The following is a 12,906-nucleotide window of genomic DNA, read 5'->3' as shown; positions in this document are numbered from 1 at the left end:
TCGCGAGTTCGAGTCTCGTCATCCGCTCCAGCACACTTGTGTGTGAGGCGGTATCGCCACGGTGGAATGGCCGAGTGGTGAGGCAACGGTCTGCAAAACCGTGCACACGGGTTCGATTCCCGTTTCCACCTCAACTTTGACACGCTTTGGCGTGTCGAGCGCGATTAGCTCAGTGGGAGAGCGCTTCCCTGACACGGAAGAGGTCACTGGTTCAATCCCAGTATCGCGCACTAGGTGCTTAAAGCACCTAGTGGGGTTCGATAAGAATCCCGAATGCGGATGTAGCGCAGTTGGTAGCGCATCACCTTGCCAAGGTGAGGGTCGCGAGTTCGAGTCTCGTCATCCGCTCAAATAAGAACGCTCCTGTTCGGGATTCCGGACAGGAGCGTTTTGTCGTGCACTTTGAAAGTTTCAAGAGCACTTATGACTCTTTAGCCCTTTTGGCATTACCTTGATGCGGATGAGCTGTATTCCAGTGGCGAAGAATGCAGCTCCTGCAGAGCTTATTGCTGCGTCGCTTGGAGCGCTCATGCATACTGGCACCATGAAACTGTTTCTTGCGTCCTACCTTCATCCGCAGCTGCGCGAATTCTTACACGGCAAAATCTTGTACATCGATGACGCTGCTGTGGGGATGGAAGAAGTGCCGTTTGCACAGAAGGAGCGGGAAGAAGTGGCTTCTATTTCATCCGACTTTGTTTCACTGACCGTTGCGAATACCACGCTTGAAGAGTTTGAGACTCAAGTAAAGAAGGCGGATTGTGTCTACGTCGCAAGCGGTAATGCTTACCGCGTACTGTATGAGTTAAAGAAGTCTGGTGCCTTCGAACTGCTTTCTGAAGCGGTTCGCGGCGGTTTGCCATATGCTGGCAGCTCGGCGGGGGCGGTCCTTGCCGGGCCATCGGTCGAACCGATTTCCGTTATGGATGATCCAGGTGCTGTTCCCGAATTGCATGATCGTACGGCTCTATCACTTACTCCCTATGTTGTAGTTCCTCACGCACAGGGAACTACTGGCCCATACACAATTTCGGTTATTAGTGAAACGGTTCAAAAGTACGGAAAAGACTGGAACCTGGTGCTTTTGCGTGATGGGCAGGCGCTGCTGATTAATGATGATTGCGTTGAATTGATCTAGAAGGTCCTATCTCGTACAGGCAGCCATACCCACCGGGTGTGGCGTCGATTGGCGGGTGCGTCAATTTCCACCTGGAGGCGTTAACCATTTACCGAAAATAGTGTGCATTAACACATTTCCTATGACACTGGGAACTAAGTCGAATGGGGCAGCGACTACTAAGGCAACCGCTGCTCGTTCAGTTTGTTGGTATCCTGATTTGCTTTAAGCAAGGCTTAGGTTATTGGCCATTGTTTCGGGTGCGGTTATAGCATGTATTTACCCATTCGCAAGCCATGCAATTCGAGGAGAAAACTATGCACTTTCGTCGCTCCACCAGTCTGTTTGCGCTCGGTGCTGCCGCGTCCATGCTCGCCATGTCCGCGCCTGCAGCCTTGGCACACGACTCTGTGATCGGCGGCAATGTGGTCAGTGATTCTCCGCTGCAGGAGTTTCCGGAGGAGATCACTCTGGAGTTTTCCGCAGTACCTAGGGACGACTTCAACACCTTCGCCGTCACCGACACTAAGACGGGCGAGGTGCTTTTCGACGCCGAGCCCGAAATCAAACAGCGTGAGCTCACCATCGAGGTTCCGGACGATGTAAAGCCGGGACCTGGCGAGTACCAGGTGGGCTTCCAGATCACCTCCTCGGACGGGCATGCAACCCGTGGTTCCGTTCCGTTTAGCGTTGCCGGCTCTGCCGACGGCGCAGCGGGCGATGCCGCAGACGGCGATGACGCGAATGACGCTGCTGCTAAACAAGATGAAACCAACTCCGAGGGCCTGCCGCCCGCCGCACTGTGGGCGCTGGGCATCGTCGGTGTTCTGGCTATCGTCGCCGTGGTCATCATGGCCGGTGCAAAGATGCGCCGGGCAAATGACCTGGACTCTTAAAAACCACCCCTTTTAAGACGCAGGCAAGGCACAAATAAAACGAGTGCCTTCGCGCCTTAAAGCTTGGACAAGAAAGACATCTAATGATGAAGATGCGTAATATCGTTGTTTCTGCCGTTGCCGTCAGCGCACTCTGGCTGGCTGGCTGCTCCAACAGCGAGCAGGATTCCGGTGCCGAAAAGGAAGCTGCAACCAGCGCGGCTCCGGCAAGCGCAAGCGCCTCCGATAAGCAGGCAGGCGATGTCACCATCGAGGACGGCGTGGTTCGCGCCATGGCTGAGGATGCGGAGATGACTGCCATCTTCGGCACCATCCATAACGATTCCGACAAGGACATCACCGTCACTGGCTTTAGCTCCTCCATCGACGCCGAGATGAACCAGGTGCACGAGGTTGTTGACGGTGTAATGCAGGAAAAGAAGGGCGGCCTGAAGATTCCGGCCGGTGGCACCGCAGAACTCAAGCCAGGCGGCGAGCACTTCATGCTGATGGGTGTGAAGGAACCAGTCATGGCGGGCGAGACGGTCAAGGTCACCCTCTTGCTTGAGGACGGTTCCAAGGTCGAGGCCGGTGAGGTGCCGGTGCGCGAAATCGGCGCCGGCGATGAGAACTACGGCGACATGTCTGGCATGGATCATGGCTCTATGGACCACGGCGACATGTCGGGCATGGATCACGGTTCGATGGAGCACGGCGAGCACTCGCACCACTAAAGGCTAAAGCCGACGCGCGGGTGGATTACTCACGCGCCAGCATTGGAATGAGTAGTAGGGAAAAGAATATGGATGAGTCCTTAAAATCTGCATCTTCCTCCGCGCGTGAGACCACGGAGTTTTTGAGCCGACGCGGCCTGCTGGTTGGCGGCGCCGTCGCGGCCAGCGCGGTGGCGGTGGCCAGCTGTGCTTCGCCTTCTCGCGACGATTCTGACTCTGGGTCTGGTGCGGCAGCTGCTGCTGGGCAGCCAGCGCAGGATGAAGCAGCCGAGATCATGGGCGATAATATCGTCGCATTCGATGGCGAGCATCAAGCCGGAATCGAGACCCCGCCGCAGGCACACGTGGCGCTCGTGGGCTTTGACTTAAAAGATTCCACCACCAAGCGCGGTGCCAAGGCACTGATGCGGTTGTGGACTGAGGACGCACGCCGACTGTGCACCGCAGAAAACCCCTTGGGCAGCCTGGAGCCGGAGCTGGCGCAAACCCCGGCTAGCCTTACCGTGACCTGCGGTTGGGGAGAAGGCTTCTTTGCCCGGACGGGCGTCGCCAAGCCGGAGTGGCTCCGGGATGTGCGCGCGTACAAGCGCGATAAGTTGCGCCCGGAATGGGGCCAAAGCGATGTGGTGCTGCAGATTTGCAGCGATGATCCGCTAACGGCGGCGCACGTGATGCGGCACATGACCCGTGCGGGTGCGAGCTACGTGGACACCAAGTGGGTACAGCAGGGCTTTGGTCATGCCAACGGCGCCGCCAAGAAGGGTGAGACCGCGCGCAATCTCTTCGGGCAAAAGGATGGCACTGTCAATCCGCACACTCCAGAGGAATTCCGGGAGCAGGTCTGGATCGATAAAGGAAAATTCGCCGGCGGCAGCGCCATGGTGGTGCGCCGAATCCACATGAATCTGGACACGTGGGAAGAGCTTGACCGCGCTTCCAGGGAAAACGCCACTGGCCGCAAGCTGGACTCCGGTGCGCCGATGCACGGCACCGAGGAATTCGATGCCGTGGACCTCAACGCGCGCGATAAGTTCGGATTGAAGGCAATTGACCCGGCATCCCACGTGGCGCGCGCCCATCCGCCGAAGGACCATCCGGAGCAGAAGATTCTGCGCCGGCCGTTCAACTACAACCTCCCGCCGAGTGCGGAAAACCCAGGTGAGCTGTCTAATGCAGGGCAGATTTTCATCTGTTATCAAAAGGATCCGAGTAAGCAATTTGAGCCCATTCAAGCCCGCCTTGATGAGCAAGATTTGCTCAATACGTGGATTACCCACATCGGCTCAGCCATGTACTTTGTACCGGCCGGTACCACCTCTAACTCCTATTGGGGCGAATCGCTTCTTGAGGGTTAAGCGGGGTAGAATCTTTCGCTGTAACTCTACGATTAGCTTTGGTCGGCCAGGTATGTCGATCGAAGCGTGAGCGCATAAGGAGCGCAAGTCTAAATGGCGGAAATGATTCCAGCTGTACCAGTGAACTACGAGCCTTTTAAGGTGCCAGCAGGCACTGCCGTAGGCGCAGCGATGCGGGAGCTCGAGCTTCCAAATAAGGGCCCAGAGGCAGTCGTCGTCGTACGCGGCGCTGATGGAGCTCTCTACGATCTCTCGCATACGCCGACTGCCGACGCCGAATTCACCCCAGTTGCAGCAAGCGAGGAGGACGGCCGCGCTGTCATCCGTCACTCCACTGCACACGTGATGGCACAGGCAGTTCAGGCTGAGTTCCCGGGTACCAAGCTGGGTATCGGTCCGGCCATTGAAAACGGCTTCTACTTCGACTTCCAGACCGCCGAGCCTTTCACGCCGGAGGATCTGAAGAAGATCGAAAAGCGCATGAAGAAGATCATCAAGACTGGTCAGCGCTTTGAACGCCGCGTGTACTCCTCCAACGAGGAAGCAGAGGCGGCACTTACTGAAGAGCCATTCAAGCTGGAGCTCATCCAGGACAAGGGCAACGTTGACCCAGACTCCGATGAGGCAGCAGAGGTTGGCGCAGGCGATCTGACGCACTACGACAATATCAACCCGCGCACCGGCGAGGTGGAGTGGTTCGATCTCTGCCGTGGTCCGCACCTGCCAACCACCAAGTACATTCCGGCGTTTACCTTGACCCGTTCCTCGGCTGCTTATTGGCGCGGTGACCAGTCCAAGGCTGGTCTGCAGCGCATCTACGGCACCGCTTTCGAGTCCAAGGAGGCCCTCGAGGCCTACCAGCACATGATTGCGGAGGCAGAAAAGCGTGACCACCGCCGTCTGGGCCAGGAGCTTGACCTTTTCTCCTTCCCGGATGAGATTGGCTCCGGCTTCCCGGTCTTCCACCCGAACGGCGCCATCGTGCGTATGGAGATGGAAGAGCACTCCCGCCGCCGTCACATTGAGGATGGATACTCCTTCGTCTCCACCCCGCACCTGACCAAGGGTGACTTGTTCAAGAAGTCTGGCCACCTGGACTTCTACGCGGACGGCATGTTCCCGGCCATGGCTTTGGACGGCGAGTATGACGAGGACGGTAACTGCACCAAGCAGCCGCAGGATTACTACGCGAAGCCGATGAACTGCCCGATGCACAACCTCATCTTCGCTTCCCGTGGCCGTTCTTACCGCGAGCTGCCGCTGCGCCTGTTCGAGTTCGGTACTGTCTACCGCTACGAGAAGTCCGGCGTTATCCACGGCCTGACCCGCGCTCGCGGCTTTACCCAGGATGACTCCCACATCTACTGCACCCCGGAGCAGCTGGAAGAAGAGCTGACCAAGGTTTTGGACTTCATCATTTCCTTGTTGAAGGACTACGGCCTGGATGACTTCTACCTGGAGCTTTCCACCAAGGATCCGAACAAGTATGTCGGTACCGACGAGATCTGGGAGCGTTCTACTTCCATCCTGCAGTCGGTGGCTGAAAAATCTGGCCTGGACCTGGTTCCGGATCCTGCAGGTGCTGCTTTCTACGGCCCGAAGATCTCCGTGCAGGCACGCGATGCCATCGGCCGTACCTGGCAGATGTCTACCGTGCAGCTGGACTTCAACCTGCCGGAGCGCTTCGAGCTCGAGTACACCGCGTCCGACGGTACCAAGCAGCGCCCGATCATGATTCACCGCGCGCTGTTCGGCTCCATCGAGCGCTTCTTCGGCGTGCTGCTGGAGCACTACGCCGGCGCATTCCCGGCATGGCTGGCTCCGCACCAGGTAGTTGGCATCCCGGTTGCAGACGAGTTTTCCCCGCACTTGGAGGAGATCGCTGCGAAGCTGCGCAAGCGCGGCATCCGTGCCGATGTAGATACCTCTGACGACCGCATGCAGAAGAAGATCCGCAATCACACCACCGGCAAGGTGCCTTTCATGCTGCTCGCCGGCGAGCGCGACGTCGACGCAAATGCTGTCTCTTTCCGCTTCTTGGACGGTTCGCAGGTCAACGGCGTGCCGGTGGATGAGGCTATCGAGCTCATCGCCGCATGGGTTGCTGAGCGCATCAACGAGCAGCCGAACGAAGAGTTGATCAGTGCACGACGCTAACGAGCAATACGTCGATTCCGGGGCAGGGGAACCAGACCGCCTTGAGCGGCTGTGGGCTCCCTACCGGATGGCGTATATCTCGAAGCGTTCGAAGGACCCCTTCGTTGAGGCTCCCAAGGGCAGCGATGAGGACGGGCTGATCATTGCCCGCGGTGAGTATGTCTACGCTTTGCTGAACCTTTTTCCCTATAACTCGGGACATTTAATGGTGGTGCCTTATCGCAAGGAATCCCAGCTGGAGAACTTGACTCTAGAGGAATCCCACGAGCTGATGGCCTTCGCCCAGAAGGCGGTACGTGTTCTAAAGCGTGTGTCCAAGCCGGAAGCAATCAACGTGGGCTTCAACCTGGGCAAGGCGTCTGGCGGTTCCGTGGGAGATCACTTACATTTGCATGTGGTTCCCCGGTGGGCCGGTGACAGCAACTTTATGACTGTCTTGGAGGGCACTAAAGTGTTGCCTCAGTTATTACAAGAGACTCGCGCCCTTTTGGCCCAAGGCTGGCGGGAGATCGATGAGGAGGATTCCAATGCTTAGCGTTCACGGGCGAAAGCCAGCGGCAGTCGTCGTGGAACCCGTGGCAAAGCTGTTTCTGAAGATGGGGCTGACCCCCAACGTGGTCACCATCGTCGGCACTCTTGTCACCATTGCTATCGCAGTCATCTGCATTCCTCTGGATCACCTGTTCGCGGCAGCGGTGCTCTCTGGTCTCTTTGCGGCCTTTGACATGCTCGACGGCACGATGGCCCGCATGACCACGGGCGGGTCCAAGTTTGGCGCGACTCTCGACGCCTCCTGTGATCGCATCACCGACGGCGCCCTGTTTTCTGCCATCTTGTACTGGCTAGTCTACGTCGATAACGCTCGCCCCATCCACGTGGTGGCCTGCCTCATCGTGCTGGTTTTTTCGCAGGTCATTTCCTATATCAAGGCCCGCGGCGAGGCTTCTGGCTTCAAGATGGTCGGCGGCCTGATCGAGCGCCCAGAGCGCCTCATCATCGGCCTCGGCGGCATCGGCTTGGAGGGCCTGGGCGTTCCCGACGCCATCGAGATCGCCCTGTGGATCCTTGTATTCGGTTCCATCTTTACCGTCATTCAGCGCATGGTCCAGGCTGCCCGCCAGGACACGAAGGCCCGTTTCACCCCAGACCTTTAAGGATTAATGCCTATGGCCCTTCTTCCTGGATTAGACCGTGAGCAGCTGTCTGCCGCCGGCTACTTAGCAGGGTGGCGGCTGGTGCGTTTGTTGCCGGAGAAGTGGGCCAAGCGCCTTTTTGACTGGGGCGCAGACCGCGCCAGCGATGATGGCCGCGGCATGGAGCAACTGCGCCGAAACTTGGCGCGCGTGGTGGGCCCAGAAAACGTCACACGCGAGTTGGTGCGCAATTCCATGCGTTCCTATATGCGCTACTGGCGGGAGGCATTCTGCCTGCCATCGATCCATCAGGACCCGGATCTGCACGCCAAGCTGCTTTCCGGTTTGCAGGGCTTAGAGAACTTCGACGAGTCCATGGCCCGCGGCAAAGGCGTCATCTTGGCGCTTCCGCACACTGGCAACTGGGACATGGCCGGGGTGTTTCTGGTAGGCCACTATGGCCAATTCACAACGGTTGCAGAAAGGCTCAAGCCGGAGGTGCTTTTCGACGCCTTCGTGGACTTCCGCGAGTCCCTAGGCTTTGAGGTCATCGCCCTGACAGGAGAGAAGACCTCACCGTTTGGCCGGCTCAAGGAAGTCTTGGAAGCAGGTGGCGTGGTCTGCTTGGTGGCCGAGCGCGACCTCACTCGCACTGGCGTCACGGTCGACTTCATGGGCGAGGAAGCCAACATGGCTGCCGGCCCGGCCCGCTTGGCCATGGAAACCGGGGCGGCATTGCACGTGGTCCACTCCTGGTTCGAGGATGAAGGCTGGGGCCTTTCCGTCAGTCCGCAGGTGGAAGTCACCAATGTGCAGGAGACTACCCAACGCCTGGCCGATGGCTTCGCTGCGAACATCAAGGCCCACCCGGCGGACTGGCATATGCTGCAGCCGCAGTGGAATGTAGACGTTAAACGCCGCGCAGCCGAACGCGCCGCACGCCGCGCAGCCAAGGACAAGCGTACGTCCCAAGAAAAGCTCGAAGCTGACGGTAAAAAGTAAGGAAGTAGGCAGTAGTGCGTATCGGAATCGTATGCCCGTATTCCTTTGATGAGCCAGGCGGTGTGCAGGCGCACATCTTGGATTTGGCCACCGTCTTTATCGAGCAAGGCCATCACGTGGAGGTCCTTGGCCCAGCAGCCCCGGAGACACAGCTGCCGAGCTTTGTTATGAAAGGCGGGCGCGCCATTCCGATTACCTACAACGGCTCCGTGGCCCGCTTGTCCGTAGGCCCGCAGGTAAAGCGCAACGCCAAGAAGTTTATCGAACGCGGCAACTTCGACGTGCTGCACATCCATGAGCCGAACTCGCCGAGCTACTCCATGGTTGCGTTGGCACAAGCCAAAGGTCCCATCGTGGCGACCTACCACGCCTCGGCTTCTAGCTCGCTCGTGTTGAAGCTGGCCAAGCCTTTCCTCACACCAATCCTGGAGAAGGTGCGCGGCGGCATTGCCGTCTCAGAGATGGCCCGCCGCTGGCAGGTGGAACAACTCGGCGGCGACCCAGTACTTATTCCGAATGGCGTGGATACCTCCGTGTATGCGGCTGCCCGCAAGCGCGTCGCTGCGCAACCAGACCAAGAAGGGCAGCCAGGGCAATCCGGGCAGAAGGTGCCCGAGATTGTGTTCTTGGGGCGTCTCGACGAGCCACGCAAGGGCCTGGATATTTTGCTGGAGGCCCTCACGATGGTGGACACGGAGGTCAAGGTCACCGTCATGGGCGGCGGCCGCCCGCGTGAGGTTGAGGGGGTGGACTTCGTTGGCCGCGTGAGCGATGTGGAAAAGGCGGAGATCCTCGGCCGCGCTGATATCTATGTCGCTCCTAACACCGGCGGCGAAAGCTTCGGCATCGTCCTGGTAGAGGCCATGGCCGCAGGTTGCGCGGTGGTAGCTTCCGATCTTGAAGCCTTTGCCGCCGTATGCGCCGCCGATTCTGAGAACCCAGCCGGTGCGTTGTTCCGCAACGAGGATGCCCGCGACCTCGCGCGGGTGCTCAACCTTGTCCTGCAGGACGAAGATAAGCGCAATGCTTTAATTGAAGCCGGTACCGAGCGCGCTCTCACCTACGATTGGGACCATGTGGCCGCTGCCGTGATGCAGGTTTATGAGACTGTGCAGGACGGAACTAAGGTCCGCACCAAGTAGAAGCGGGCGGTGTCGCCCTTTACCCACAGCAGATTTAAGAGCAGGAAAAGACTATGGCAGTAGAACTGGTTGTCGCGATCGTCGCGCTCGTGCTCATCTTGATGTGGGCCTATTTCACCGCGCAGCGGTTGAACTCCCTGCACATCCGCACGGATGCGGCTTTGGCGCAGTTGGAGGCCACCCTTGATCGCCGCGCCGCCGTCGTGGCAGCACTAGCGCCGGAGCTGGAGGAGGTTGCCTCCCGCGCGGAGTCGAGCGAGCTTACCCAGGGCCATTTTGAGACGCGTTCGGCCCACGAGCGGGAGCTGTCTATCGCGGTCAACGAGCGCTTTGCCGAGCGTCCCGCATTGCTTGCCGACGCCGAGGGGCGCATCCACCTTGCTCATCGCTTCTACAACGAAGCGGTCAGCGATACCCGCTCGCTACGCCTACGCCCCCTTGTGCGCATGTTCCGCCTGGGCGGCACGGCACCGCTGCCAGAGTTCTTCGAGCTCAGCCAGCTGCGGATTACTGAGTAGTTCCTGCTACTGAGCTGCTTGCTTGGTAGAGCTCGTGTTTTCGCGCTTGAGCTCCAAGCGCAGCCAAGTAAAAGCAAGGCCTGTCAACACGAGGACGAGCACGTTGCGCGCCAGCAACAAGAGAGCAGGGAAGAGGCCGTCGCGGCCCGCGTAGAGCACCGCGTCATAGTTGAACGGGTAGACCAGTGTGCCCAGTGCCGCCGCAGCAAGCGTGCACAGTGCGAGGTTGCGCAGCACTTTGCCTACTTTTTTGTCGATATGTTGATGCGCACCCGATGCGGCATGCGGCCAGGCATCCTTGAGCGCTATCGCCAAGATCGGGCCGAGCCAGGTGATGTACTGGGTGGAAAAGACCTTGTTGCTGATAAAAAGCAGGCAGATCATCGTGATGAAAAAGGCCAGCGTGCTGCGTGCACCCCAGTTGCCGTTGCGGAAGCGCATGAGTGCGAAGCCGATGGCGAAAAACAGCATCGCCAAGGTTAAAACGTTGCTAAGAACTAAGAGCGCGCTCACCCAAGGGCCGGTGATTTCAAAACTCTTGGAGGTAGCGTAGCCGATGGACCAAGTGTCCGGGAAAAGATGCGAGGCAAATACCGGAAGTGTTGCGGGTATCGATTCCACCTGCAGTCCCCGTACTCCCTGGTAGCGCAGTGGGGAGATGAGGCGCTCGACGTCATTGAAGGCGAGGACGAGCAGGCAGATGCCCACGATGGAAGCGAAGAACGCGCTAAGGCGCTGCCAAGTCGCACGGGCATTGAAGCGGCCAACCAGGCCTGCGGCGAGCACGCCGGGCCACAGCTTCATCGTGGTGGCAAGGCCAAGCAAGGCTGCTGCAAGCCGCGAGTTGCGGCCAAGAAGCATTCCTGCGGCAGCAACTGCCAGAGCCGGAAAAATATCGAGGCGCCAGACAAAGACCTGGCCCACTGCGGTTCCAAAGATGACCCAAAACCATGCGGCGACGAAGGCCTGCGGCTTGCGGCGCCAGCCGTGAAGCAAGACCATGAGGAAAGCGGCGTCGACAAGCAGGCACAGTCCTGTAAAAATAACGGTAAAGCTGGTCTGATTCGGGCCGCTCAACCAGCCGACGAGAATCGAAGGCCACGTGCCAGGGTGCGGGTACTCGGTCATATCCGAGGAGTTCGCCCCAAAACGCCCGGAGAAGTAATAGGAGATATCTCCTAGCGGGACGTTATCCCATTGCAGCAGTCCGATGAGGATAAGCCGGAAACAAATCCAGCCAGTCCACACTGCTGGAACGGAACGAAAAATTTTCACCTAAATAATGCTATTAGATGTTCGACTCGATAGTGGATTCGACATCGACGGGTGGGCCGAGCATCAGCAGAACGCCAAAGACCAGCGCAATGATTACGACGAACACGCTCAGAGTGCGCACTGGGAAGCGCACTACCTGGGCCAAAAGCTGCTCGGCAAGGCCGTGTGGCTGCTCAGAATCGCTAAAGCGCCAATGCGGCAGGAACTTATCGTGCTTGTCCGCCCATAGCGCAAACGGGAGCGCGGCAAAAGGTATGACCGAAACGATAAGCCCCAACATGCCCAGGCCAAAGGACCACTTGTTATTGATCCACACCATGACGCCCACGACGATGAAGCAGAGGAAACCAAAACCGTGGATACCGCCAGCGATAGGAGTTAGAGCCTCCGTCACACCGGAGTACTTCAGAACCATAGAAAAAATAAGAAATGCCCACGTGAACATCTCCAGGTAGGCAACGACGCGGTGCAGGCGAGCAGGGCGTAAAAAAGACATGCGGCATATCCTACGCGCTAGCCCGGCGCACAGGTAAAGTTGGCAGGGTTGCGTGTGAAGAGCGCACGTTAAGATTGCGCGTTGAGCAAAGAGGGGAGTCCCGCGTAGGTAATGGCTAAGGTGTGCGAGGTTATTGATGTAGCGCCGCTGCACGAAAAGGCTCAGGGTGATGTCTTTTCCGTGCCCATGGTTCCGTCCCAGATTGCGCGCACCTTTGGCGGGCAGGTGGTGGCCCAGGCGCTCGCTGCAGCCCAGCACACCGTTGAAGGAAAGCTCGTGCATTCCTTGCATGGCTACTTCGTGGGCCCGGGTGATGCCGCCGCGCCTGCGCGTGCCGAGGTAGAGCGCGTGCGGGACGGCCGTTCCTTTGCTACCCGTCAGGTGCGCATTTTCCAAGACGATCGCCTGATTTTCATGCTCAACGCGGGTTTCCACATCGCCGATGACTTTGGTCCTGAGCACCAGGACGCCATGCCGGAGGTTATGGGCCCGGAGGAGGCTGCCGCCGCCGGCGGTGGTGGTGCTCCTTATTCCACACGCATCATCCTGCGCGAGTGGGAAGACTGGGATATCCGTTTGGTCCCGCAGGAAAGCCGTGACCCTGAACTTGCCGAAGCCACAGGCGCTGGGTTCCGCTACGTGTGGTTCCGCAATACCTCGCAAGAATTTGCGGCGTCAGAAAGCAGCCAGGATGCCCACCGTGCGGCACTTGCCTATATGTCTGACATGACCTTAATCCGTGCTTCGCTGCTGCCACACCAAGGCGAGCAAGTACAGCTTGCCAGCCTGGATCACTCGATCTGGTTCCTGCGTCCAGTGCGTGTTAATGAGTGGTTGCTGTATGTGCAGGAATCACCATCCGCGCAGAATGCGACAGGTCTGGCCACCGGAAAGATCTTTAACCAAGGCGGGGATTTGGTTGCCGTGGTGGTCCAGGAAGGGCTTACCCGAACGGTGCGCGAGGGCATGCAGGTAGGCTCGCACAACGGCAATTGGCAAAACGTCTAGAAAAATATTCACTCAAACGCCGGAAAACGGTGGGGGCTGTTTTCAACTGCTCTACGCCCGTCCGTATAATTGCAGGCAGTTTCATAGAGCCACA

General features: G+C 58.6%; 13 protein-coding genes and 3 tRNA genes. 14 read left to right on the top strand and 2 right to left on the bottom strand.

What is annotated here, in order from left to right:
* The first annotated feature begins 60 nt into the window (after positions 1-60).
* The 13 genes from HMPREF2888_RS10925 to HMPREF2888_RS10865 all read left to right on the top strand — a co-directional run bounded on the left by HMPREF2888_RS10925 (position 61) and on the right by HMPREF2888_RS10865 (position 10,033).
* Positions 61-131 (top strand) — tRNA-Cys (locus HMPREF2888_RS10925).
* 27 nt (positions 132-158) lie between these two features.
* Positions 159-230, top strand: a tRNA-Val gene (locus HMPREF2888_RS10920).
* Between the two features lie 45 nt (positions 231-275).
* A tRNA-Gly gene (locus tag HMPREF2888_RS10915) sits at positions 276-348 on the top strand.
* A 112-nt stretch (positions 349-460) separates the two neighbouring features.
* Entirely contained in the window at positions 461-1,138 is a 678-nt protein-coding gene (locus HMPREF2888_RS10910) for a Type 1 glutamine amidotransferase-like domain-containing protein (protein WP_246815071.1), read from the top strand.
* Between the two features lie 296 nt (positions 1,139-1,434).
* Entirely contained in the window at positions 1,435-2,013 is a 579-nt protein-coding gene (locus tag HMPREF2888_RS10905) for a copper resistance CopC family protein (RefSeq protein WP_070456535.1), read from the top strand.
* A gap of 86 nt (positions 2,014-2,099) precedes the next feature.
* Positions 2,100-2,726, top strand: coding sequence for a copper chaperone PCu(A)C (locus HMPREF2888_RS10900; RefSeq protein ID WP_141744867.1), 627 nt, complete (start codon positions 2,100-2,102; stop codon positions 2,724-2,726).
* 68 nt (positions 2,727-2,794) lie between these two features.
* Positions 2,795-4,081, top strand: a complete 1,287-nt coding sequence (locus HMPREF2888_RS10895) for a Dyp-type peroxidase (RefSeq protein ID WP_062040470.1) — start codon at positions 2,795-2,797, stop codon at positions 4,079-4,081.
* A gap of 93 nt (positions 4,082-4,174) precedes the next feature.
* The gene (gene thrS / locus HMPREF2888_RS10890) at positions 4,175-6,238 is read left to right on the top strand and encodes a threonine--tRNA ligase (protein WP_061922837.1); all 2,064 of its coding nucleotides are present in this window, start codon (positions 4,175-4,177) and stop codon (positions 6,236-6,238) included.
* Complete coding sequence (locus tag HMPREF2888_RS10885) at positions 6,225-6,773, top strand: HIT family protein (protein WP_061922834.1); 549 nt, start codon at positions 6,225-6,227, stop codon at positions 6,771-6,773. Before thrS ends, HMPREF2888_RS10885 begins: the two co-directional genes overlap by 14 nt.
* Positions 6,766-7,392 carry a phosphatidylinositol phosphate synthase gene (pgsA, locus tag HMPREF2888_RS10880; RefSeq protein ID WP_070518780.1) on the top strand — a complete coding sequence of 209 codons (627 nt, stop codon included), beginning with the start codon at positions 6,766-6,768 and terminating at the stop codon, positions 7,390-7,392. Before HMPREF2888_RS10885 ends, pgsA begins: the two co-directional genes overlap by 8 nt.
* A 12-nt stretch (positions 7,393-7,404) precedes the next feature.
* On the top strand, positions 7,405-8,373 hold the full coding sequence (locus HMPREF2888_RS10875; RefSeq protein WP_070433159.1) for a phosphatidylinositol mannoside acyltransferase: 969 nt from the start codon (positions 7,405-7,407) through the stop codon (positions 8,371-8,373).
* Between the two features lie 14 nt (positions 8,374-8,387).
* On the top strand, positions 8,388-9,515 hold the full coding sequence (locus tag HMPREF2888_RS10870; RefSeq protein WP_070433160.1) for a glycosyltransferase family 4 protein: 1,128 nt from the start codon (positions 8,388-8,390) through the stop codon (positions 9,513-9,515).
* A gap of 53 nt (positions 9,516-9,568) precedes the next feature.
* Positions 9,569-10,033, top strand: a complete 465-nt coding sequence (locus tag HMPREF2888_RS10865; RefSeq protein WP_062040486.1) for a hypothetical protein — start codon at positions 9,569-9,571, stop codon at positions 10,031-10,033.
* Positions 10,034-10,039: 6 nt separating this feature from the next.
* On the opposite strand, the gene HMPREF2888_RS10860 is transcribed toward HMPREF2888_RS10865, so the two are convergent.
* Together HMPREF2888_RS10860 and HMPREF2888_RS10855 are read right to left on the bottom strand one after the other, a co-directional pair.
* Entirely contained in the window at positions 10,040-11,308 is a 1,269-nt protein-coding gene (locus HMPREF2888_RS10860) for a DUF2029 domain-containing protein (protein ID WP_070433161.1), read from the bottom strand.
* Between the two features lie 13 nt (positions 11,309-11,321).
* Complete coding sequence (locus HMPREF2888_RS10855) at positions 11,322-11,804, bottom strand: DUF3817 domain-containing protein (protein ID WP_062038794.1); 483 nt, start codon at positions 11,802-11,804, stop codon at positions 11,322-11,324.
* Between the two features lie 111 nt (positions 11,805-11,915).
* On the opposite strand from HMPREF2888_RS10855, the gene HMPREF2888_RS10850 reads away from it, so the two are divergent.
* Positions 11,916-12,812 carry an acyl-CoA thioesterase gene (locus HMPREF2888_RS10850; RefSeq protein ID WP_070518779.1) on the top strand — a complete coding sequence of 299 codons (897 nt, stop codon included), beginning with the start codon at positions 11,916-11,918 and terminating at the stop codon, positions 12,810-12,812.
* Positions 12,813-12,906 lie beyond the last annotated feature (94 nt).

It is taken from the genome of Corynebacterium sp. HMSC077D03 (genome assembly GCF_001808545.1).
Taxonomy (GTDB): domain Bacteria; phylum Actinomycetota; class Actinomycetes; order Mycobacteriales; family Mycobacteriaceae; genus Corynebacterium; species Corynebacterium simulans.
The sequence above is the reverse complement of the archived record's forward strand: the minus strand, read 5'-3'. Positions and strand labels throughout refer to the sequence as shown.

Excerpts from the sequence above, each read along its gene's own strand:
- HMPREF2888_RS10875 (WP_070433159.1), top strand. The coding sequence starts at position 7,405 with ATGGCCCTTCTTCCTGGATTAGACCGTGAGCAGCTGTCTGCCGCCGGC.
- pgsA (WP_070518780.1), top strand. The coding sequence starts at position 6,766 with ATGCTTAGCGTTCACGGGCGAAAGCCAGCGGCAGTCGTCGTGGAACCC.
- HMPREF2888_RS10910 (WP_246815071.1), top strand. The coding sequence starts at position 461 with ATGAGCTGTATTCCAGTGGCGAAGAATGCAGCTCCTGCAGAGCTTATT.
- HMPREF2888_RS10905 (WP_070456535.1), top strand. The coding sequence starts at position 1,435 with ATGCACTTTCGTCGCTCCACCAGTCTGTTTGCGCTCGGTGCTGCCGCG.
- HMPREF2888_RS10850 (WP_070518779.1), top strand. The coding sequence starts at position 11,916 with ATGGCTAAGGTGTGCGAGGTTATTGATGTAGCGCCGCTGCACGAAAAG.
- HMPREF2888_RS10900 (WP_141744867.1), top strand. The coding sequence starts at position 2,100 with ATGAAGATGCGTAATATCGTTGTTTCTGCCGTTGCCGTCAGCGCACTC.
- thrS (WP_061922837.1), top strand. The coding sequence starts at position 4,175 with ATGGCGGAAATGATTCCAGCTGTACCAGTGAACTACGAGCCTTTTAAG.
- HMPREF2888_RS10855 (WP_062038794.1), bottom strand. The coding sequence starts at position 11,804 with ATGTCTTTTTTACGCCCTGCTCGCCTGCACCGCGTCGTTGCCTACCTG.
- HMPREF2888_RS10895 (WP_062040470.1), top strand. The coding sequence starts at position 2,795 with ATGGATGAGTCCTTAAAATCTGCATCTTCCTCCGCGCGTGAGACCACG.
- HMPREF2888_RS10865 (WP_062040486.1), top strand. The coding sequence starts at position 9,569 with ATGGCAGTAGAACTGGTTGTCGCGATCGTCGCGCTCGTGCTCATCTTG.